19 protein-coding genes are annotated in these 22,075 nt (G+C 58.8%); 5 read left to right on the forward strand and 14 right to left on the reverse strand.

Annotation, left to right across the window (positions count from 1 at the left end; genetic code table 11):
* Positions 1–200: 200 nt before the first annotated feature.
* The 6 genes from ACM6IT_RS17355 to ACM6IT_RS17380 form a co-directional block, all read right to left on the reverse strand.
* Positions 201–644, reverse strand: a complete 444-nt coding sequence (locus ACM6IT_RS17355) for a hypothetical protein (protein ID WP_414914699.1) — start codon at positions 642–644, stop codon at positions 201–203.
* A 171-nt stretch (positions 645–815) separates the two neighbouring features.
* The gene (locus ACM6IT_RS17360; protein ID WP_414914698.1) at positions 816–1,049 is read right to left on the reverse strand and encodes a hypothetical protein; all 234 of its coding nucleotides are present in this window, start codon (positions 1,047–1,049) and stop codon (positions 816–818) included.
* Between the two features lie 697 nt (positions 1,050–1,746).
* Positions 1,747–2,172 carry a hypothetical protein gene (locus ACM6IT_RS17365; RefSeq protein WP_414914697.1) on the reverse strand — a complete coding sequence of 142 codons (426 nt, stop codon included), beginning with the start codon at positions 2,170–2,172 and terminating at the stop codon, positions 1,747–1,749.
* On the reverse strand, positions 2,144–3,238 hold the full coding sequence (locus ACM6IT_RS17370) for a polymorphic toxin type 44 domain-containing protein (RefSeq protein ID WP_414918401.1): 1,095 nt from the start codon (positions 3,236–3,238) through the stop codon (positions 2,144–2,146). The genes ACM6IT_RS17365 and ACM6IT_RS17370 overlap by 29 nt, the downstream gene beginning before the upstream one ends.
* A gap of 115 nt (positions 3,239–3,353) precedes the next feature.
* Positions 3,354–3,839, reverse strand: a complete 486-nt coding sequence (locus ACM6IT_RS17375) for a hypothetical protein (protein WP_414914695.1) — start codon at positions 3,837–3,839, stop codon at positions 3,354–3,356.
* 216 nt (positions 3,840–4,055) lie between these two features.
* Positions 4,056–5,519, reverse strand: coding sequence for a glyceraldehyde-3-phosphate dehydrogenase (locus ACM6IT_RS17380; RefSeq protein WP_056722011.1), 1,464 nt, complete (start codon positions 5,517–5,519; stop codon positions 4,056–4,058).
* A gap of 363 nt (positions 5,520–5,882) precedes the next feature.
* Here ACM6IT_RS17380 and mfd point away from each other — a divergent pair, with 363 nt between their 5' ends.
* The 3 genes from mfd to ACM6IT_RS17395 are packed head-to-tail and all read left to right on the forward strand — an operon-like array spanning position 5,883 to position 12,621.
* Positions 5,883–9,332, forward strand: coding sequence for a transcription-repair coupling factor (gene mfd / locus ACM6IT_RS17385; RefSeq protein WP_414918402.1), 3,450 nt, complete (start codon positions 5,883–5,885; stop codon positions 9,330–9,332).
* Between the two features lie 10 nt (positions 9,333–9,342).
* On the forward strand, positions 9,343–9,921 hold the full coding sequence (locus ACM6IT_RS17390) for a CsiV family protein (RefSeq protein WP_056722008.1): 579 nt from the start codon (positions 9,343–9,345) through the stop codon (positions 9,919–9,921).
* Positions 9,922–9,927: 6 nt separating this feature from the next.
* Positions 9,928–12,621, forward strand: a complete 2,694-nt coding sequence (locus tag ACM6IT_RS17395) for an SNF2-related protein (RefSeq protein WP_414918403.1) — start codon at positions 9,928–9,930, stop codon at positions 12,619–12,621.
* Positions 12,622–12,761: 140 nt separating this feature from the next.
* On the opposite strand, the gene ACM6IT_RS17400 is transcribed toward ACM6IT_RS17395, so the two are convergent.
* From ACM6IT_RS17400 to ACM6IT_RS17410, 3 genes are all read right to left on the reverse strand, one after another.
* A complete protein-coding gene (locus ACM6IT_RS17400) occupies positions 12,762–13,499 on the reverse strand; it encodes an S-methyl-5'-thioinosine phosphorylase (protein WP_056722004.1) in 738 nt (245 codons plus the stop codon).
* A 12-nt stretch (positions 13,500–13,511) separates the two neighbouring features.
* Entirely contained in the window at positions 13,512–14,522 is a 1,011-nt protein-coding gene (gene nagZ, locus ACM6IT_RS17405) for a beta-N-acetylhexosaminidase (RefSeq protein WP_056722002.1), read from the reverse strand.
* A gap of 158 nt (positions 14,523–14,680) precedes the next feature.
* On the reverse strand, positions 14,681–15,388 hold the full coding sequence (locus ACM6IT_RS17410; protein ID WP_056722000.1) for a TetR/AcrR family transcriptional regulator: 708 nt from the start codon (positions 15,386–15,388) through the stop codon (positions 14,681–14,683).
* 229 nt (positions 15,389–15,617) lie between these two features.
* On the opposite strand from ACM6IT_RS17410, the gene lexA reads away from it, so the two are divergent.
* Together lexA and sulA are read left to right on the forward strand one after the other, a co-directional pair.
* A complete protein-coding gene (gene lexA / locus ACM6IT_RS17415) occupies positions 15,618–16,226 on the forward strand; it encodes a transcriptional repressor LexA (protein WP_007995278.1) in 609 nt (202 codons plus the stop codon).
* Between the two features lie 10 nt (positions 16,227–16,236).
* Positions 16,237–16,713: an SOS-induced cell division inhibitor SulA gene (gene sulA, locus ACM6IT_RS17420; protein ID WP_056721998.1), complete on the forward strand. Its 477-nt coding sequence runs from the start codon at positions 16,237–16,239 to the stop codon at positions 16,711–16,713.
* Positions 16,714–16,806: 93 nt separating this feature from the next.
* Here sulA and ACM6IT_RS17425 read toward each other — a convergent pair whose 3' ends face one another.
* The 5 genes from ACM6IT_RS17425 to fadA all read right to left on the reverse strand — a co-directional run bounded on the left by ACM6IT_RS17425 (position 16,807) and on the right by fadA (position 22,071).
* The gene (locus ACM6IT_RS17425) at positions 16,807–17,040 is read right to left on the reverse strand and encodes a hypothetical protein (protein WP_046041430.1); all 234 of its coding nucleotides are present in this window, start codon (positions 17,038–17,040) and stop codon (positions 16,807–16,809) included.
* Between the two features lie 94 nt (positions 17,041–17,134).
* A complete protein-coding gene (locus ACM6IT_RS17430; protein WP_056721996.1) occupies positions 17,135–17,659 on the reverse strand; it encodes a DUF6586 family protein in 525 nt (174 codons plus the stop codon).
* Between the two features lie 159 nt (positions 17,660–17,818).
* A complete protein-coding gene (topA, locus tag ACM6IT_RS17435) occupies positions 17,819–20,446 on the reverse strand; it encodes a type I DNA topoisomerase (RefSeq protein ID WP_046041393.1) in 2,628 nt (875 codons plus the stop codon).
* A 114-nt stretch (positions 20,447–20,560) separates the two neighbouring features.
* On the reverse strand, positions 20,561–20,797 hold the full coding sequence (locus ACM6IT_RS17440) for a DUF1653 domain-containing protein (RefSeq protein WP_414918407.1): 237 nt from the start codon (positions 20,795–20,797) through the stop codon (positions 20,561–20,563).
* Between the two features lie 98 nt (positions 20,798–20,895).
* Entirely contained in the window at positions 20,896–22,071 is a 1,176-nt protein-coding gene (gene fadA, locus ACM6IT_RS17445) for an acetyl-CoA C-acyltransferase FadA (RefSeq protein ID WP_008023006.1), read from the reverse strand.
* Between the last annotated feature and the right edge of the window lie 4 nt (positions 22,072–22,075).

Here is a 22,075-nt window from a genome sequence, read left to right on the forward strand (position 1 = left end):
TTGGATCGCTGGTGTGATCACGACCGCGCAAACACCACCAATCCCTGTAGGAGCGAGCTCGCTCGCGATGGTCGTCAACGATAACGCATGTTTACTGGTTAAACGCAGCGCTCCTGGCTCCATCATCGGAACACCGCCCGGAGTAATCTCGCTCCTACAAAGTTCTTGACCGAACTGCAATGGCTGCAATCGGGGTCTTTTCATGGAGTCGCGGTATCGGTGACGCATTGTTTTAGTCGATGCGAATCCGTACCGCTGCCTTCGCTGCGATCAATATCGCCGTTGGCATCAAGGTAGATGTGCGTATTGGACCATGTCGGGGTGATATTTACGCAGTGTCGGAGATCTTTATCGTTCCACCAAGAGATCTCCATGAAAAACTTCTCATCAGGAAACAAAAAACCATGATCGCGTGTGCTGCTGCCAGGGGGCATACCACCTTTGTATATCCGGCGTTGTACATTCCAGATGAACCGCAATTCGCCTTCGTCATTCTTGGAGTAATGAACCGTCGCGGCGGGCAGCACAATAATTTGCCAGAGGGCGATCAAGAGAAGAACCACCAATGGCAGCAATAGTGGTATCAACGGAATCAATAGCCACCGAATGTAACGCGACCGAGGTTTATTACCAGGAATGGACACGGACTCCGTCTCCTAGATTCACCTTACAAGTTGTGCATCTCACTACTCTTCATGGGCTTGCGGTATCCGTGAAGCATTGCTTCAGTCGATGCGCATCCGTGCCACTGCCTTCGCTGTAATCAATGTCGCCATTGGCATTGAGGTAAATATGCGTATTGGGCCACCTAGGGGTTACGTTGACGCAATGTCGGAGCGCGCCATCGTTCCACCAGGAAATTTCCATGAAAAATTCTCATCCGGAAACAGAAAGCCATAATCACGCGTACCGCCTCCGGGTTGCATACGCCCCTTGAAAATACGGTCCTGCACGTTCCATATGTATTTAAGTTCGCCACGAGCATCTTCGGAGTAGTGAACAGTCACAGTAGGTAACGCAATATCCCAATGAGTGATGGCCAAAAACACAACTGGAATCCACAACCATCGCTTATACCGCCTCCGGGATTTACTTGCAGTCGTGGACACGGACTCCTTCCCCCCAGTTTTCCGGAGCAACTGCCAACACTTCACAATTATCTGCGCAGTTATCCCGCCATCAGGGTGCTGATTGGCGAGTTTTAAACCGATGTTTATCGACACTTTATCCTCCCATGGTCACAATTCAGTCCAAGGGCTGACCGTAGAATGAAGGTCGGAGCGTTTTTTTTGATCCTGTACTCATTGCCGAGGGCATTCCGTTAATCGATCTGAATCGGCTGCACTAGTGTGACCGCTATCGAGAGCTCCATCTGCTCCAATATATATACTGGTCGTTGGCCACTTAGGACTTATCCTTACGCAATGACTTTTCCCTGAGACAGTCCAGTCGAACTGCATGAAAAAATCATTATTTTTAAAAATATGGCCGGGACCTCCTGTAGATTGGCCAGGGGAGATTTCTCCTCGAAATATATCGTGCTGAGTATTTAGAACAAACTCCAACTTTCCGCCCCCCCTCCTCTGAGAAATAGACTTTCACCCTTGGCACGGAGACATACCAGACAAAATATATCAGAAGCAATATTGCTAGCAGTCTACGCATAAACAAAAGCAGCACCCTTTTATTTACATTTTGGGATACTGATAATCTTGTGAAGCCGATCCCCTCAGAACTTGGCATCTTTCAGGGGCTCGCGGTATCTGTGATACATTGTTTCAAGCGATCCGAATCAGTGCCACTGCCTTCGCTGAGATCAATATCACCATTGGCATCAAGATAGATATCCGTATTAGGCCACTTCGGGGTTATGTTGACGCAGTGGGCACGAACATTTTTGCTCCACCAGGAGATTTCCATAAAAAAATTATCATCCGGAAACAGGTGACCATTATCGACTGTGCCTCCGCCGGGTTGCATCCCTCCTTTGTATACCCGGTCTTGGACATTCCAGATGTATCTGAGCTCCTCCCTTCCGCTCTCGGGATAGTGAATAGTAACCGTAGGTAGCGCAATATCCCAGTGGGTGATGGCCAGATACACAATCGGAATCCACAACCACCTTTTAAAAGATTGACCTCTTTTACGTGCAGGAGTGCTCACGAACTCCATCCCCCCAATTTTCGGGTGCGACTGCCAAAACTTCGCTCATGATGATTTTGGCTGTCACCCCGCCATTTGCGTATTGACTGGCGAGTTTCACACCAATACTTATCGCCACCCTATCGGCTATATCGTCAAATGCCCGTAGTCCGTCAACTAGACTCGCAGTTAGATGCGGGCCTGGGTATTTCTTATGGTCTTCAATCCACCTTTTTGTGTCCGAGCCAATTTGCTCAACTCCCGCACCATCCAACAATACGCTTTGTGAAAGCCCACCTACTATGCCGACGTACCCATAATGGATGTTCGACCAAATATCGTAGTAGTAGTCATATCGGCCTTGCTTGTGCCGGACGTCATCGTTGTACATAGCCCGAAGCTTCGGCTTGTGATCCCACTCCATATTCTGACCCACCTGCTTCGTCCAGATCGCCATCGCCTCAAGCTTCTTCGTCCATGCAATTCCGTTGAAATTTGGTGGTCCAGCCAGTCTGGCGTACCAGGGTAACGCCCGAAATTTCCTGGCTTGCGCGCTGCTGTCGTAGCTCATCAGCTCTTTCATTTTCAACACGGACGGATGCTTGATGTTCCTATTCATCTCACCTGCGATGTAGCTGGCAAGCTCTTCCATCTGGTCTGGATGGTTACAGGCTTCGCTTCCACCAAGGTCGCCGGGTGGTGCAGAGATTTTATCTGCCAGCTTCAGATCAACCACCTGAGGTTTGGCCGTAAAGCTGTTTTCAGCCGGAGCCGCCGATGAGCCCGCAGCCCTGGTGGCCGGCTTTGCAGGGCTTGCGTTGCTTTGATACGTGGCCGTCATTACGGAGGGGATCAGTCGAGCTTTACAGGGGCAATTACTGTAACTGTCCAGCGTACCAGCCATGAGCTTTCCATGACTGATCATGTGCGAAATACCACCGACGATCCGATACGTCTTCCCGTCTTTTCCACAGGTAACTCGATCACCATCGCAGGCGTGGGCAACGCCATACATCATGATCCGGGTATCACCATCCAGAACTTTGCCACCACAAGTGGTTCGGTCATTCAGACCGATGAAATGTCCTTCTTTCATTGAATTTCTTCTCCGTTACTTCCGGCCGAGTCCAGAAAGTTTTCGACCATCAGCTGCGTGAGCATTTAAGCAACGCAGCACTGAGACAGCTTTGGACAGCGCCAGACTTCGTCACTCAATCCGCGACCGATGGCAAAAAATCCTCGCCCATCGACACACCTTCGCGCGCAATAAACACGTAGCCGCCTTGCGGTGTATTGATGATTTCGTCGCCATTGCTGAGCATGCTGCCGACCAGCGCCACATCATTGTTGTCTTGCCCTGCGCCGGTAATGATTTGCGCCGTACTGCCATCGGCATACAGGACGTAGTCGCCTGTTCGCGCTACGCGCACCGAGCGTCCATTTTCCAACTTGAACTCCAGCGGCCCTGTCCCTTGCTGGATCACCCCGCCGTTACGGGTGTGGCTGCCCTCGGTTGCGCACCGGAAGATTGCGATAGCAGGATGAGCGTCGATGTAGGCCTGCTGTTGACGCACAACCACTTGGGCGTGCTCATGGAATTGCGCAATTTGCTGCTCAGTGAAGTGTGGATTGTCCAGACTGCGCAGATACTCTGGGGAAACATCGTTGGTATACAAAGGCTGCATGGGTGCATTCATTTCAAAATCCATATCCCAGGAAGGGTGTTCAGAAATAATGCGGCGGACGCTAACAGCGTCGCGATCCTCACGGCAGGGTCAAAAGAATGATTCAGAAGTTTCGCCAATAGAAACGATCCTTTTCCTACAGGATTGTTTCTAAAGCGTATTTATTGCGGAGCGCACAAACAAAAACGCCCCGACCAGGGCCGGGGCGTTTCATGTGCAGCTAAAGACTTAGCGCGGGAATGCTGGCGGGTTTACACCGGCCATGTCTTCCATCACGCGAACCACCTGGCAGCTGTAACCGAACTCGTTGTCGTACCAGACGTACAGAACAACGCGGTTATCCTGGGTGATGGTCGCTTCAGCGTCCACTACGCCTGCGTGGCGCGAGCCAACGAAGTCGGTGGAAACCACTTCCTGGGAGCTCACGTAGTCGATCTGCTTGTGCAGGTCCGAGTGCATGGCCATCTGGCGCAGGTACTCGTTGATCTCTTCGCGAGTGGTGGCCTTTTCCAGGTTCAGGTTCAGGATGGCCATCGACACGTTCGGCGTAGGAACGCGAATCGCGTTGCCGGTCAGCTTGCCCTTGAGCACTGGCAGCGCCTTGGCGGCTGCGGTGGCGGCACCGGTCTCGGTGATAACCATGTTCAGCGGCGCGGCGCGGCCACGACGGCTGCCCTTGTGGAAGTTGTCGATCAGGTTCTGGTCGTTGGTGAACGAGTGAACGGTTTCGACGTGGCCGTTGACGATGCCGTACTTGTCGTTGACCGCCTTTAGCACCGGCACGATGGCGTTGGTGGTGCAGGAAGCCGCCGAGATGATCTTGTCGTCAGGGGTGATTTCGCCATGGTTGATGCCATGCACGATATTCTTCAGCGCGCCCTTGCCAGGTGCGGTGAGGATCACGCGGGCAGCGCCCGGGCAGGCCAGGTGCTGGCCCAGGCCGTCAGCGTCACGCCATACACCGGTGTTGTCGACGATCAGGGCGTTTTCGATGCCGTACTGGGTGTAGTCGACTTCGGCCGGGCTCTTGGCGTAGATAACCTGGATCAGGTTGCCGTTGGCGGTGATGGTGTTGTTGGCTTCATCGATGGTGATGGTGCCATCGAACGGACCATGGACCGAGTCGCGGCGCAGCAGGCTGGCACGCTTGACCAGGTCGTTCTCGGCGCCCTTGCGGACAACGATGGCGCGCAGGCGCAGGCCGTCGCCACCACCGGTTTTCTCGATCAGGATGCGCGCCAGCAGACGGCCGATACGACCGAAGCCGTAGAGGACAACGTCGGTGCCTTTGCGGGCCGATGCGTTTTGCTGGCCAACCACGTCAGCCAGTTCTTCACGGACGAACTGCTCGGCAGTACGGCCATTGCCTTCGGCCTTGAACTTGGCCGCCAGCTTGCCCAGGTCCACCGAAGCGGCGCCGAGCTTGAGTTCGCTCATCGCCTTGATCAGCGGGAATGTTTCGTGGACGGACAGCTCGCTTTCGTCGGACTGACGGTGACGAGCAAAGCGGTGAGCTTTGAGAATCGCAATGACTGAACGATTGATCAGGCTGCGGCCATAGATCGAGCTCACCACGTTGTTATTGCGGTAGAGCTGACCGATAAGCGGAATCATCGCTTCTGCGAGTGCTTCACGGTCGATCCATTCACCAAGACACTGGTCGGGCTTCTGAGTCACGGGAACCTTCCACATGTAGGGGCAGAAAAAAGGGGCTACATTATGCCGCCGAGTGACAGCGGTAGCAATGCGCGCCCGTCGTGCTTTACGTAACAATTCGTCGTTCAAAAAAATTACGCCCCGCGCAAACCCAATAAAACCGGGGCTTTCAGCGCAGTCAATTTTTTGGAGGCCGCGCGTCGTTATCCGTAACCCTCCGTAACACTCGTTGTTTTTGCCACTACATATTCAATAATTCATGGCAAAAAAGCGCCGGATTTTGTCTTTACCACTACATTTCACCAAACCCGTGCTTTAGACACAGTCAGCAACTGACAGGCGGCATCGTTGACCGCTACAATTGCCGACTTTGTCGCAACGCTTGGAGCTCAACCTTCCGTGCCCGTTCTGCGTCTACCGCTTCTCCCTGCCGCGGCAGGTAAACAGCACTGGGGCAACCTGCCCGGTGCCACCCTGAGCCTGGCCATCGCCGAGGCCGCCAGCGCTGCCAAGCGCTTTACCCTGCTGCTGACCGCCGACAGCCAAAGTGCCGAACGGCTGGAACAGGAGCTGGGTTTCTTCGCCCCGGATTTGCCCGTATTGCACTTTCCGGACTGGGAAACCCTGCCCTACGACCTGTTCTCGCCGCACCAGGACATCATTTCCCAGCGCATCGCCAGTCTGTACCGGCTGCCGGAACTGAGCCATGGCGTGCTGGTGGTGCCGATCACGACCGCCCTGCATCGCCTCGCGCCGACCAAATTCCTGCTCGGCAGCAGCCTGGTGCTGGACATCGGCCAGAAGCTCGACGTCGAGCAAATGCGCACCCGGCTTGAAGCCACGGGCTATCGCTACGTCGATACGGTGTATGAGCACGGCGAGTTCACCGTTCGCGGCTCGCTGATCGATCTGTTCCCGATGGGCAGCAAACTGCCGTATCGCATCGACCTGTTCGACGACGAAATCGAAACCCTGCGCACCTTCGACCCGGAGAACCAGCGCTCGATCGACAAGGTTGATTCGGTCAAGCTGTTGCCGGCCAAGGAATTCCCGCTGCAAAAAGAAGCGGTCACTCGCTTCAAGGCGCGCTTTCGCGAGCGCTTCGATGTCGATTTCCGCCGCTGCCCGATTTTCCAGGATTTGAGCAGCGGGATTACCCCGGCCGGCATCGAGTACTACCTGCCGCTGTTCTTCGAAGAAACCTCGACGCTGTTCGATTACCTGCCCCAGGACACCCAAGTGTTCTCGCTGCCCGGCATCGAACAGGCCGCGGAAAACTTCTGGAACGACGTACGCAATCGCTATGAAGAACGCCGCGTCGACCCGTCCCGTCCTTTATTACCGCCCGCCGAACTGTTCCTGCCGGTGGAAGACTGCTTCGCGCGCCTGAAGAACTGGCCGCGCGTGGTGGCCAGTCAACAGGATGTGGAAAGCGGTGGCGGTCGCGAGCGCTTCCCCGCTCGCGAGTTGCCCAACCTGGCGATCGAAGCCAAGGCCACCCAACCGCTGGCGGCACTGGCGGAGTTCCTCGACCAGTTCCCCGGCCGCGTGCTGTTCACCGCCGAATCGGCAGGTCGCCGCGAGGTGCTGCTGGAGCTGCTGGAACGCTTGAAGCTGCGACCGAAAACCGTCGACAGCTGGCCGGACTTTGTCGCCGGCAAGGAACGCCTGGCGATCACCATCGCCCCGCTCGACGAAGGCTTGCTGCTCGACAACCCGGCCCTGGCCCTTGTCGCGGAAAGCCCGTTGTTCGGCCAGCGCGTGATGCAGCGCCGTCGCCGCGAAAAGCGCGCCGATGCCAACAACGATGCCGTCATCAAGAACCTCACCGAGCTGCGCGAAGGTGCGCCGGTGGTGCACATCGACCACGGCGTCGGCCGCTACCTGGGCCTGGCGACCCTGGAAATCGACAGCCAGACCGCTGAATTCCTCGCCCTGGAATACGCCGAAGGCGCCAAGCTTTATGTGCCGGTGGCCAACCTGCACCTGATCGCTCGCTACACCGGCAGCGACGATGCCCTGGCCCCGCTGCACCGCCTCGGTTCCGAGACCTGGCAGAAAGCCAAGCGCAAAGCCGCCGAACAGGTGCGCGACGTCGCCGCCGAGCTGCTCGACATCTATGCCCGCCGCGCCGCCCGCGAAGGCTACGCTTTCGCCGACCCGAAGGCCGACTACGCCACCTTCAGCGCCGGCTTCCCGTTCGAAGAAACCCCGGACCAGCAAACCACCATCGACGCGGTGCGCGAAGACATGCTTGCGCCCAGGCCGATGGATCGCCTGGTATGTGGCGACGTCGGCTTCGGCAAGACCGAAGTGGCGATGCGCGCCGCGTTCATCGCCGTGCACGGCGGTCGCCAGGTGGCGATCCTGGTGCCGACCACCCTGCTCGCCCAGCAGCACTACAACAGCTTCCGCGACCGCTTTGCCGACTGGCCGGTAACCGTGGAAGTGATGAGCCGCTTCAAGTCGGCCAAGGAAGTGAATGCGGCAGTCGCGGACCTGGCCGAAGGCAAGATCGACATCGTCATCGGCACGCACAAGCTGCTGCAGGACGACGTGAAGATCAAAAACCTTGGCCTGGTGATCATCGACGAGGAACACCGTTTCGGCGTGCGCCAGAAAGAACAGCTCAAGGCCCTGCGCAGCGAAGTCGACATCCTGACCCTGACCGCCACGCCGATTCCGCGCACGCTGAACATGGCGGTATCAGGCATGCGCGACCTGTCGATCATCGCCACGCCGCCGGCCCGCCGCCTGTCGGTCCGCACCTTCGTCATGGAACAGAACAAGAGCACGGTCAAAGAGGCCCTGCTGCGTGAGCTGCTGCGTGGCGGCCAGGTCTACTACCTGCACAACGACGTGAAGACCATCGAGAAATGCGCCGCCGACCTCGCCGAACTGGTGCCGGAAGCACGGATCGGCATCGGCCACGGGCAGATGCGCGAACGCGAACTCGAACAGGTGATGAGCGACTTCTACCACAAGCGCTTCAACGTGCTGATCGCCTCGACCATCATCGAGACCGGCATCGACGTACCAAGCGCCAACACCATCATCATCGAGCGTGCCGACAAGTTCGGCCTGGCACAGTTGCACCAGTTGCGCGGCCGGGTCGGACGCAGCCACCACCAGGCCTATGCCTACCTGCTGACGCCGCCACGCCAGCAAATCACCCCGGACGCGGAAAAGCGCCTGGAAGCGATTGCCAACACCCAGGACCTCGGCGCGGGCTTCGTGCTCGCCACCAACGACCTGGAAATCCGTGGCGCCGGCGAACTGCTCGGCGACGGCCAGAGCGGGCAGATCCAGGCTGTCGGCTTCACGCTGTACATGGAAATGCTCGAGCGCGCGGTGAAGTCGATCCGCAAGGGCGAGCAGCCGAACCTCGATCAACCGCTCGGCGGCGGTCCGGAAGTCAACTTGCGGGTACCGGCGTTGATCCCGGAAGACTACCTGCCGGATGTCCACGCCCGCCTGATTCTCTACAAGCGCATTGCCTCGGCCACCGACGAGGACGGCCTCAAGGATTTGCAGGTGGAGATGATCGACCGTTTCGGCCTGCTGCCGGAACCGACCAAGAACCTGATCCGTATCACTGCATTGAAATTGCAGGCCGAGCAACTGGGCATCAAGAAAGTCGATGGCGGCCCCCAGGGCGGTCGCGTCGAGTTCGCCGCACAGACGCCGGTCGACCCGCTGACCCTGATCAAACTGATCCAGAGCCAGCCAAAACGCTACAAATTCGAAGGCGCCACGATGTTCAAGTTCATGGTTCCGATGGAGCGCCCGGAAGAGCGCTTTAATACTGTAGAGGCGCTGTTCGAGCGCCTCGTTCCGAAAACTGCTTGAAGGACGCCGCATGCGCCTGTTTCGCTCACTGACCCTGCTGACCCTGTTGATGCCAACGCTGGTCGCACCCACGGCATTTGCCGATGACCTGTATCAGGTCGAAATGATTCTGGTCCGTCAAAACGCCGTGCCGGCGATTGTCAGCCGCGCCGCGCCGGAAGACTGGGCGGCGGGCGCCCAACCGGTCAGCCCCGACAGCCTGCGCACGCCAAGCCTCAATGGCGAGGTGGAAAAACTCACCAGCAGCGCCGACTACACGGTGTTGCTGCACAAGGCCTGGCAACAACCCCTCGGTGAAACGGCCAGCAAAGTGGCGGTCAGCGACGGTAAGGAACAATATGGTCAGTTCCCGATCGAGGGCACACTGAACATGAAACTGGGACGCTTTACCGACGTCGACGCCGATTTCTGGGTCAACCAGATCGATGCCAATGGCATGGTGACCGCCAGCGAGCGCCTGAAACAGGAAAGCCACACCAAGAACGGCCAGTTGAATTTTCTCGATAACGGCCACCTCGGCCTGTTGATCAAGATCACCTCGCTGACCGCCCCCGCACCCCGAGCAGCTCCCGAAGAAATTCCGGACTGATTCCCTATGTCCGCGACCCTGAGCAAACCCCTCGCACCGTCCTGGGTCAGCCGATTCAAGGAACAGAGCCTGGAGCGTGGTCGCCGTTACGCGCTGGAGAATCGCGTCAGGATCGTCGAGGCCGGCGACGCAACCATCGTCGCCGCGTGTGAAGGCTCTGGCGGTAACGTTTACCGTCAGACCATTCGCCTGCGCGAGTCAGCCAAAGGCACGCTGCTGATGGTCGACGCCACCTGCTCCTGCCCGGTCCACAGCAACTGCAAACATTGCGCGGCGGTGCTCCTGCAAGTGCAGGAAACCCTCGACTACCCCGCTGCCGCCAAAGACGCCGAACTCCTGGAAAAGCTCCAGGCCGTCCTGGAAAACCGCAGCCCGAAAGCCCCGCCGCAAGTGCTGGTGGACAATGTGCAACCGGTACCGCGCCTATGGCTGGCGAGTATCGAGTTTAGCGCCTTCGAACCGCGCAACGGTCGAATGCAGCGCTACATCCAGCATCGCGCGGCGCTGTCTTTCAGTTACCTGGACGAGTACGTCAGCGGGCAGAAAAACACCGACATCCTGATTCGCCAGGAAACCCAGACGCTGCGGATAAAACGCCACCCGGACGTGGAACAGTCCTACCGCGAGCAACTGCGAATCCTCGGCTTCAAAGTCGCCACCCGGCAAAGCAAGGCCTTGCCGGAAAGCGCCGGCGAGCTGTTCGAGATGGTCAATGACAGCGCCTGGCTGACCTTTACCCTCAATGAACTGCCGAAGTTGCGCGCCCAGGGCTGGGAGTTGCAGATCGACGAGGACTTCGGGTTCGACCTGACAGCGGTAGACGATTGGTACGCCACGGTCGAGCAGGCTCCGGAGCGCGACTGGTTCGACCTGGAACTGGGGATCATCGTCAACGGCGAACGCCTGAGCCTGTTGCCGATCCTGCTCAACCTGATGCGCTCCCACACCGAAATCCTCAACCCGGAACGCCTCGCCCGACGCCGCGACGACGAGCTGATCCTGGTGAATATCCCCAATCGCCCGAATTCCGAGCACGGCCCGCTGCAAGTCGCCCTGCCCTTCGGCCGCTTGAAACCGGTGCTGGCCACCCTTGGCGAGTTCTACCTGCAGGAGCCCGGCGACACCACGCTGCGCCTGAGTAAAGCCGATGCCACGCGCCTGAACCCGCTGGAAGACATGCCGCTACTGTGGGAGGGTGGCGAACAGATCCGCACCTTTGCCCAGCGCCTGCGCGACATCAAGGACCACACGGCCATCGCCCCGGAAGGCCTGAATGCGACGCTGCGTCCGTATCAGCTCGAAGGCTTGAGCTGGATGCAATCACTGCGGCAGTTGGAGGTGGGTGGAATTCTCGCGGACGACATGGGCCTGGGCAAAACCCTGCAGACACTGGCCCATGTGCTGAGCGAGAAAAACGCCGGCCGCCTGGATCGGCCGTGCATGGTGGTGATGCCGACCAGCCTGATCCCCAACTGGCTCGACGAAGCGGCGCACTTTACGCCGCAGCTCAAGGTACTGGCGCTGTACGGTGCCGGCCGCAAAAAGCACTTCGACAAGCTGGCTGACTACGATCTGATCCTGACCACCTATGCACTGCTGCCCAAGGATGTCGAACGCCTGGCGGCGCAGCCCTTGCACATATTGGTGCTGGATGAAGCGCAATACATCAAGAACCCGACCAGCAAGGCCGCCCAGGCTGCCCGCGAGCTCAATGCCCGACAGCGCCTGTGCCTGAGCGGTACGCCGCTGGAAAACCACCTCGGTGAACTCTGGTCACTGTTTCACTTCCTCCTGCCCGGCTGGCTGGGCGACGTCAAAAGCTTCAACCGCGATTACCGCATGCCGATTGAAAAACGCACCAGCGAAGTACGGCTTGCGCACCTCAACGGTCGGATCAAACCTTTCCTGCTGCGCCGCACCAAGGAACAGGTGGCGACCGAGTTGCCGCCGAAAACCGAGATCATTCACTGGGTCGAACTCAACGAGGCCCAGCGTGATGTGTACGAAACCATGCGCCTGGCCATGGACAAGAAAGTCCGCGACGAGATCACCCGCAAAGGCGTGGCCCGCAGCCAGATCATTATTCTCGAAGCCCTGCTCAAGCTGCGTCAGGTGTGTTGCGATTTGCGCCTGGTCAACGAGGCGACCCCGCCAAGCCGTGGCAGCACGTCGGGCAAGCTCGACAGCCTGATGGAAATGCTCGAGGAATTGTTCGAGGAAGGTCGACGAATCCTGCTGTTCTCGCAGTTCACTTCAATGCTGTCGCTGATCGAAGACGAACTGAACAAACGCGGCGTGGCCTACGCCCTGCTAACCGGCCAGACCCGCGACCGCCGTACTCCAGTGAAGGAATTCCAAAGCGGCAAGCGTCAGATTTTTCTGATCAGCCTGAAGGCCGGTGGCGTTGGCCTGAACCTGACCGAGGCGGACACGGTGATTCATTACGACCCGTGGTGGAACCCGGCGACGGAAAACCAGGCGACCGACCGCGCGTATCGCATCGGCCAGGAGAAGCCGGTGTTCGTTTACAAAATGATCGCGCGCGGCACGGTGGAAGAAAAGATTCAGCACCTGCAAAAGGAAAAATCCGACCTCGCGGCCGGTGTGCTGGATGGGCGCAAGGCCGGGGACTGGAAGCTGCAAAACGATGATATCGAGGCGCTGTTTGCGCCGCTGCCGGAAAACCTCGAAAAACGTTGAGACTTTCGGCGTTTTTTAGACCGCCATCGCGAGCAAGCTCGCTCCCACAGGTTCAGTGATGTCCGCAAAAGTTGTGTTCGACGCGGACACTGTGGGAGCGAGCTTGCTCGCGATGGGGTCAACGCGGTATCAAGTGGGGCTCAGCCCTTGAGCACCCGCGCCAACGTCGATTTCACCTTGCCCATGCCGTCATGCAACGCCTGCTCGATCTCGGCCATGGTAATCACCGCCGTCGACTTGCCCGCCGCCGGGTTCACCACTAGCGCCAGACAGGCGTAATCCAGTTCCAGCTCGCGGGCCAGGGCCGCTTCCGGCATACCGGTCATGCCGACGATGTCGCAGCCGTCGCGCTCCAGTCGGGCGATTTCAGCCACTGTCTCCAGTCGCGGCCCTTGAGTGCAGGCATACACGCCATGACTGCTGTAACCCACGCCTTCCACCGCCAATGCCGCAATCAGTTGCTGGCGCAACGGTTCGCTATAGGGATAGCTGAAGTCGATATGGGTGACGTGCTCCAGGTCATCGGCAAAGTAGGTGTGCTCACGACCGCTGGTGTAGTCGATCAACTGATGTGGCACGCAAAAATGCCCGGTGCCCATGGCGGCATGGATGCCACCCACGGCATTGACCGCCAGAATGGCTTCGGCACCGGCCTGCTTCAGCGCCCAGAGGTTGGCGCGGTAGTTGACCTGATGCGGCGGAAAACGATGGGGATGGCCGTGACGCGCGAGGAACAGTACTTCCTTGCCGGCATACTCGCCGATCTGAACCTCGGCCGAAGGTGCGCCATAAGGCGTGTCCACTGCCAGTGACTGGCGAATGCTCAGGCCTTCGAGTTGAGTCAGGCCAGTGCCACCGATAATCGCGTAAACCGTCATAACGAACAGTCCTTAATCAATCAATTGAGCTTCTTTGAGCGCGCCGACAGCGGCCAGCCAGCGCGGGTCCTGACGGTATTCGGTGCTGGCGAACGACTGGCCGCGCATCCGTGCAATGCGCTCGGAAGGCTTGACCTTCAGGCGTTGCGCAGCGCTCAAGGCCAGTTCGGCGGCCGCACGGTCGTTGCACACCAGGCCCATGTCGCAACCGGCAGTCAGCGCCGCTTCGATACGGCTGGCGGCATCGCCGACCACGTGAGCGCCCGCCATGGACAGGTCATCACTGAAAATCACGCCATCGAACTGCAGTTCGCCACGCAGGATGTCCTGCAACCAGCGTCGGGAGAAACCGGCGGGCTGGGAATCGACCTGTGGATAAATAACGTGGGCCGGCATGACCGCGGCCAGTTGCTTACTCAGTTTGGCAAACGGCACCAGGTCATTGGCGCGAATCTCGTCGAGGCTACGTTCGTCGTTGGGGATCGCGACGTGGGAATCCGCTTCAGCCCAGCCGTGGCCGGGGAAGTGCTTGCCGGTAGCCGCCATGCCTGCGCTGTTCATACCGCGGATGAATGCACCCGCGAGCAAGGCCGCGCGCTCGGGATCACCTTCGAACGAGCGAGTGCCGACAACGGCGCTGCGCTGGTAATCCAGGTCGAGCACCGGGGCGAAGCTCAGGTCCAGGCCAACAGCCAACACTTCGGTAGCCATGATCCAGCCGCACTGCTCGGCCAGGTATTCGGCGTTCGGGTTGTCGGCAATGGCGCGCATGGCAGGCAAGCGCACGAAACCCTGGCGCAGGCGCTGCACGCGGCCGCCCTCTTGATCCACCGCCAGCAGCAGATCGGGACGAATGGCGCGAATGGCCGCACTCAGCTCGCGCACTTGACGCGGATGCTCGATGTTACGGGCAAAGATGATCAGGCCACCCACTTCGGGCTGGCGCAACAATTGGCGATCTTCAGCGGTCAGCCAGGTACCGGCGACGTCCACCATCAACGAGCCTTGCAAGCCAGCAGTCATAGAAATTCCTTGATAACAGAAAACCCGGCCCACACGAATTCGCCGCCAGACGCTGTGCCCGGCAGGTCGGCGATATCAATGGGAAACGGGTTCAAAACGAGAGTCGGCATGGGCGGCTAGCTTAGCGGATGTCAGCTGCCGCGCCCACCCGTGCGCGGTTAAACCTTGGCGGCAACCGGTGTCGATTTGCTACGCGGACGCAGCTGGGCAGTGGCCATGGCCGCGTCGGTAACGCCGGATTCGGCGCGCATGCCGGCAGCCAGGAACGGCACCATCAGGCGCATGACCTGCTCGATCGAGGTGTTCACGCCGAAGTCGGTTTCGGCAATCGCGCGCAAGGCCTTGATACCGGACATGCTGAACGCCGCCGCACCCAGCATGAAGTGCACACGCCAGAACAGTTCGATAGGTGGGATACGCGGCGCCGCATCGTTGACCAGCATCATGTAGCGGCGGAACACCTTGCCGTACATGTCTTCCAGATAACGCCGCAAGTGCCCCTGGCTCTGACTGAACGCCAGCCCCAGCAAACGCATGAAGATGGACAGGTCGTTGCCGCTGCGCGGCTGCACCACCAGCGCCTGCTCGACGAGGATTTCCAGCAACTCTTCGAGGGTCGGCTTGATTTCAGGCTTGGCCTGACGCCGCTCCAGCTCTTTATCGAGGCTGATGCAGAACGGACCGAGGAACCGCGAGAAAACCGCCTGGATCAACGCCTTCTTCGAACCGAAGTGATAGTTCACCGCCGCCAGGTTGACACCCGCCTTGCTGGTGATCAGACGCAACGAGGTTTCGGCGAAACCTTTTTCCGCGAACAACTGCTCGGCTGCATCAAGAATGCGTTCAACGGTTTCCGACTGGGCCATGGCTACTCCGCCTGACAAACACTTGTTTGAAACATACGTTTCAACCTGTGCATTGTCAAGTCTGGCAGTTCGTTTCGGGAATGGTCGGTCAGACATTTAACCACACAACGGCAAAGCTTCAATCCACTGACTGTTTGACCGTCCGGCGGCGACTGAAAAAAGGAGCATTGCCAAGATCGCCTCACTGTATATAATCCCAGTCACTGTATAAAAAAACAGAGCGATCGATATGCTAAAGCTGACGCCACGACAAGCAGAGATTCTGGCCTTCATCAAGCGCTGCCTGGAAGACAACGGGTATCCACCCACCCGTGCGGAAATCGCTCAGGAACTGGGCTTCAAGTCGCCCAATGCGGCGGAAGAACACCTCAAGGCACTGGCTCGCAAGGGTGCAATCGAGATGACGCCTGGCGCCTCCCGTGGCATTCGCATCCCCGGTTTCGAAGCCAAGGCCGACGACTCCACCCTGCCGATCATTGGCCGGGTCGCGGCCGGCGCTCCGATTCTTGCGCAGCAACACATCGAAGAATCCTGCAACATCAATCCCGCCTTCTTCCATCCGCGCGCCGACTACCTGCTGCGCGTCCACGGGATGAGCATGAAGGATATCGGCATTTTCGACGGCGACCTGCTGGCGGTCCACACCACCCGCGAAGCCCGCAACGGCCAGATCGTGGTTGCGCGAATCGGCGACGAAGTGACCGTCAAGCGCTTCAAGCGTGACGGCAGCAAAGTCTGGCTGATCGCCGAGAACCCCGAGTTCGCCCCTATTGAAGTGAACCTTCAAGACCAGGAACTGGTGATCGAAGGCTTGAGTGTTGGCGTTATTCGCCGCTAAAGGAGGCACCATGCAGTTCCCACAGACATCACCACAGCAAACCCAACTGCCGTTGTTCGAAGCGTTCATGGCACAGCCATTGGCGCCGATCCTGAAAGACGTAGTCGAGTCCCCCTGGAGCGCCGAACCTGACGTTTTCAGCGAGCTGTCACTGCGTGGTGCAGCCGGGAACTGCCTGAGCCTCCTGGCACCGATCCTCAGGGAATTGAGCCAGGACCAGGACGCACGCTGGCTGACACTGATCGCCCCGCCCGCCAGCCTGACTCAAGCCTGGCTGCGAGATGCCGGCCTCAACCGCGAGCGCATTCTGTTGCTGCAACCACGGGGCACCCAGAGCGCCCAGCAACTGACCTGCGAAGCCCTGCGCCTGGGTCGCAGCCACACGGTGGTCAGCTGGATCAACCCGTTGAGCTCCCAATCGCGGCAACAACTGATCAGCGCCGCCCGCACCGGGGACGCTCAGAGCCTGAATATTCGACTGGGTTAACCGGCAGACAAGACGCGTGCTTCACCGCGCAAGGCTTCTCCAGGGACAGAGAAGCCGATGAGTAACGACATCAAGAAAAGCGACAGACGGGGGTCAATGAAGAACCCGCGACCCCTCTTCCTTGTCGAATTCGCCTTCAACCAGGCGACCGGCCATCTGAACACCCACGCTCAACATCGCCTTGGCGACTTCCACGTGCTGCCCTTGCAGGAATGCCTTGGCGTCCTCGGAGAAATCCAAAGTAACCAGAGAACCCTCGTCCTCGGCCCTGCGCAGCTCGATACGGCCGTCTGGTAACTCGACAATTTCTAGAAAGGACGTTGGCATAAAGGACTGTTCTCCACGAAAGGCGGGGATTATATAGGCATCGGCCAGGCTTCGCTCGGGATCTTGACCAGATGCCATCCCAAAACTGTTTCTGTCAGCACTCGTTCAGGCCTTCGCGAAAGCGGATCGCCAATCCTTTCAGATTCTGACGCCAGCTCTCCAGCTCTTCCCGACTCAGCTCTTGCGGTGCCTCCTCTTCATCCAGATTGACAGCCTGGATCAGAGGCTGGGTCACGTCCCCTTTCGGCTTGTGAGGCGCGCGTGGCGGCTGAAACAATGCCGCATGAGCGGCCAACAGCTTGGCCAGCCAGGTTTCCGGATTATTGGCCAGTTCGACCAGCTCAGCCATTTCCGGAATGGCGATGGTGTCCAGCACCTCGCGAGTCAGCAACATCTCTGCACGGGGCGCATTGGCCTGAGGCAAGCGATAGAAACCGGCGATTTCGTGACACAGACCCAACAGCGCACCGTACAGGTGAAACAGCGTGGATTCGCGTCCGGCCTGGATCAGCGCCAGCGAATTCATCGCCCGCCCCTCTTCAGTGCGGGCCAGCGCTTCGAGCGACAAGCCGGCGAAATAAATCTTCTGATTGGTGCGGGTATACAGTTCGTGGGCCATGACGGCAGCCTCCACAACGAAATAATTGCTTCATGCAGGTTGGACAGTGTCGAGGATCAGCCGATCCAACCGCAAGCCCCCCCTTCTTTGCAGGAGCACCAAAAAAGGCCGCATGAAAACCCGAGGGTTCTCATGCGGCCTTTTCAGTGCCGCGACGCTTTACGCCTTCGCAGCCGGACGCTTGTCTTCGACCGTCCACTTGCCGCCGTCGTAGAACGCTTTCCAGCCAGTCGGCTTACCGTCGACTTCGGTCTGCACGTACTGCTCCTTGGTCTTGCGACTGTAACGAATCACAGTCGGGAGGCCATCCGGATCTTTCTTCGGCGCTTCGCAGAGGAAGTGATACTTCGGATCGATCTCGTCCTTGTGCGGGATGATTTCCATCACCAGCGGAGCACGGGTCTCGCGGTTTTTCGGGAACTGGCTGGCGGCCAGGAACAGACCGGATGCACCGTCGCGCAGGATGTAGGTGTCGTTGACCTTTTCGCATTTCAGCTCAGGCATCTTCACCGGATCCATCTTCGGCGGCGCCGCATCACCGCTCTTCAGCAGCTTGCGGGTGTTCTTGCAAGTAGCATTGGTGCAACCGAAGAACTTGCCGAAACGGCCGGTCTTGAGCTGCATCTCGCTACCGCACTTGTCGCACTCCAGGCTCGGACCTTCATAGCCCTTGATACGATAAGTGCCCTCTTCGATTTCGTAGCCATCGCAATCCGGATTGTTACCGCAGATGTGCAGCTTGCGCTTTTCATCGAGCAGGTAGGCATCCATCGCCGTGCTGCAGATCGGGCAGCGATGCTTGCCACGCAACACCAGCGACTCCGACTCACCCTCGTCGTCCGCGGCGATTTCGTCGCCCGGCACCAGGTTGACGGTGGCCTTGCAGCGTTCTTTCGGCGGCAGGCTGTAGCCCGAGCAACCGAGGAACACACCGGTCGACGCGGTACGGATCTGCATCGGCCGGCCGCAGGTGGTGCACGGAATGTCAGTCATGACGGGCTGGTTGGCGCGCATGCCGTGTTCCGGGCTTTCGGCTACTTCGAGTTTCTTCTTGAAGTCCCCGTAGAACTCGTCGAGCACGTTTTTCCAGTCACGTTCGCCCTGGGCCACGTCATCGAGATGCTCTTCCATGCCGGCGGTGAAGCCGTAGTCCATCAGGTTGGAGAAGCTCTCGGCCAGACGCTCGGTGACGATGTCACCCATCTTTTCCGAGTAGAAACGACGGTTGTGCAGCGCCACGTAGCCGCGGTCCTGAATGGTCGAAATGATCGCCGCGTAGGTCGAAGGACGACCGATGCCGCGTTTTTCCATTTCTTTTACCAGGCTGGCTTCCGAGTAACGCGCCGGCGGCTTGGTGAAGTGCTGGGTCGGATCAAGCTTGATCAGCTTCATCGCGTCGCCCTGGGCCATGTCCGGCAGTACGTCGTCATCGCCTGGCTTGGCGATTTGCGGCATGACGCGGGTGTAACCGTCGAACTTCAGGATGCGGCCCTTGGCGCGCAGCTCGAAGTCGCCGGCACCCACAGTGACCGTGGTCGACAGGTATTGCGCCGGCAGCATCTGGCAAGCGAGGAACTGGCGCCAGATGAGCTCGTAGAGGCGCTCAGCGTCACGCTCCATGCCCGACAGCTTGCTTGGCTCGGTATTGGCGTCGGACGGACGAATCGCTTCGTGAGCCTCTTGTGCGCCTTCCTTGCTGCTGTAGACGTTCGGGGTTTCCGGCAGGTACTTCTTGCCGAACTCGCCTTCAATATAGGTACGCGCCATCGCCACGGCATCAACCGAAAGGTTGGTGGAGTCAGTACGCATATAAGTGATGTAGCCAGCTTCGTACAAACGCTGGGCCATCATCATGGTTTTCTTCACACCGAAGCCCAGGCGGTTACTCGCGGCCTGTTGCAGGGTGGAGGTGATGAACGGCGCCGACGGCTTGCTGCTGGTCGGTTTGTCTTCGCGCTTGACGATGCTGTAGCTGGAAGCCTTGAGCTTCTCCAGTGCAGCCATGGCCTGGGTTTCGTTGAGCGGCTTGAAGGCTTCGCCCTTTTCGCGAGCCACGTCGAAACGCACGGTCGCGCCTTTGGCGGTGCCGAGGTCGGCGTGGACTTCCCAGTACTCTTCCGGGATGAACGCACGGATTTCACGTTCGCGCTCGACCACCAGCTTCACGGCAACCGATTGCACGCGACCGGCAGACAGACCGCGAGCGATCTTGGCCCACAGCAGCGGCGAAACCATGTAGCCCACGACGCGGTCGAGGAAACGACGCGCCTGCTGGGCGTTAACGCGGTCGATATCCAGTTCGCCTGGCTTCGAGAAGGCTTCCTGGATCGCCTTCTTGGTAATTTCGTTGAACACCACGCGCTTGTAGCGGGTGTCGTCACCACCGATGGCTTCGCGCAGGTGCCAGGCAATGGCTTCCCCCTCGCGGTCCAAGTCGGTTGCGAGATAGATGGTGTCAGCATCCTTGGCGAGCCGGCGCAGCTCTTCGATGACCTTTTCCTTGCCCGGGAGGATCTCGTACTTGGCTTTCCAGCCATGGTCCGGATCGACCCCCATGCGAGCGACCAGCTGCTTGCGCGCTTTTTCTTTCGGCGACAGTGCCGGCACTTCACCCGCGGCAGCCTTACCGCGCTTGGCGGCTGGCTCTTTGCTGGCGCTAGCCGAACCGCTGGTGGGCAGGTCTCGGATATGGCCGATACTCGACTTCACCACGTATTCGTTGCCCAAATACTTGTTGATGGTCTTGGCCTTAGCCGGGGATTCCACAATGACCAGCGATTTGCCCATGGATCAGAAAATTCCTGAATTCGAGAAGTGAAAGGCGGTTGGCGCCTGACGCGGCACCGCTATATATAGTGGCAACAAGGTGAGGTCAAGCGCAGGGTTTTGCGCGCACTCAGCTTATGGCTTGTTGAAAAGGCTTTCTTCGGCCTCCACCAAAGCAAAGCGTGGCACCTGTTCGCCGTCAACTTCGACGGACTCCAGGAACATGCTCAAGGGACGCACCCAAAAGCCGTAATCGCCATACAGGGCTTGGTAGAAGACCACTTCTTCTTCGGTTTCCGAATGCCGCGCAACACTGAATACGCGGTACTGCGGACCTTTGTAATGTTGGTAGAGCCCAGGTTGTATCGGCATGCTTTGGCCCTCACTGAATTTTTTCAAAATAAAAACAAAAATAAATCCGGAAAAACAAAAACCGGGGCACTTGGCCCCGGCTTCCATCAACGAGACGCTTAAACGCGTTCGAAGACGGTGGAGATGCCTTGGCCGAGACCAATGCACATGGTGGCTACCCCGAAGGTACCGCCATTCTGCTTCATCACATTGAGCAAAGTGCCGGAGATACGCGCACCGGAGCAACCGAACGGGTGGCCCAGGGCGATCGCGCCGCCGTGCAGGTTAACCTTCTCGTTCATCTTGTCGAGCACTTTCAGATCTTTCAGCACTGGCAAGGCCTGTGCGGCGAAAGCTTCGTTGAGCTCGAAGAAGTCGATGTCGGAGATGCCCAGACCCGCGCGCTTCAATGCTTTTTGTGTGGCCGGTACTGGACCATAGCCCATGATTGCCGGATCCACACCTGCCACCGCCATCGAACGAATCACCGCCAGAGGCTGGATGCCCAGGTCCTGTGCGCGCTGCGCCGACATCACGATCATGCACGAGGCACCATCGGTGATCTGCGACGAGGTACCGGCTGTCACGGTGCCGCCCTTCGGATTGAACGCCGGCTTCAGAGCCGCCAGGCTTTCCAGGGTGGTTTCCGGACGAATGGTTTCGTCGTAGTCGAAGGTTTTCAGGAAACCGTTCTCGTCGTAGCCCTGCATCGGGATGATTTCGTCCTTGAACTTGCCTTCCACGGTCGCCTTGTGGGCGAGTTGGTGGGAGCGCACGCCGAAAGCATCCTGCTGCTCGCGAGTGATGCCGTGCATCTTGCCCAGCATTTCCGCGGTCAGGCCCATCATGCCCGAGGCTTTCGCCGCGTACAGCGACATGTGCGGGTTCGGATCGACACCGTGCATCATGCTCACGTGACCCATATGCTCGACGCCGCCCACCACGAAAACGTCACCGTTGCCGGTCATGATCGCTTGCGCGGCAGTGTGCAGTGCGCTCATGGACGAGCCACACAGGCGGCTGACGGTCTGGCCGGCCGAGGTGTGCGGGATCTGGGTCATCAGCGACGCCATGCGCGCGATGTTCCAGCCCTGCTCCAGGGTCTGGTTCACACAGCCCCAGATCACGTCTTCCACTTCGTTCGGGTCGACCTTGACGTTACGTTCCAGCAGTTTGCTGATCAGGTGCGCCGACATGTCTTCGGCGCGGGTGTTGCGGTGCATGCCGCCCTTGGAGCGGCCCATCGGAGTACGACCGAAGTCGACAATCACGACGTCTCTAGGATTCAAGCTCATAAGT

This window comes from Pseudomonas sp. IT-P4, from assembly GCF_949767755.1.
GTDB classification, from domain to species: Bacteria; Pseudomonadota; Gammaproteobacteria; order Pseudomonadales; family Pseudomonadaceae; genus Aquipseudomonas; species Aquipseudomonas monachiensis.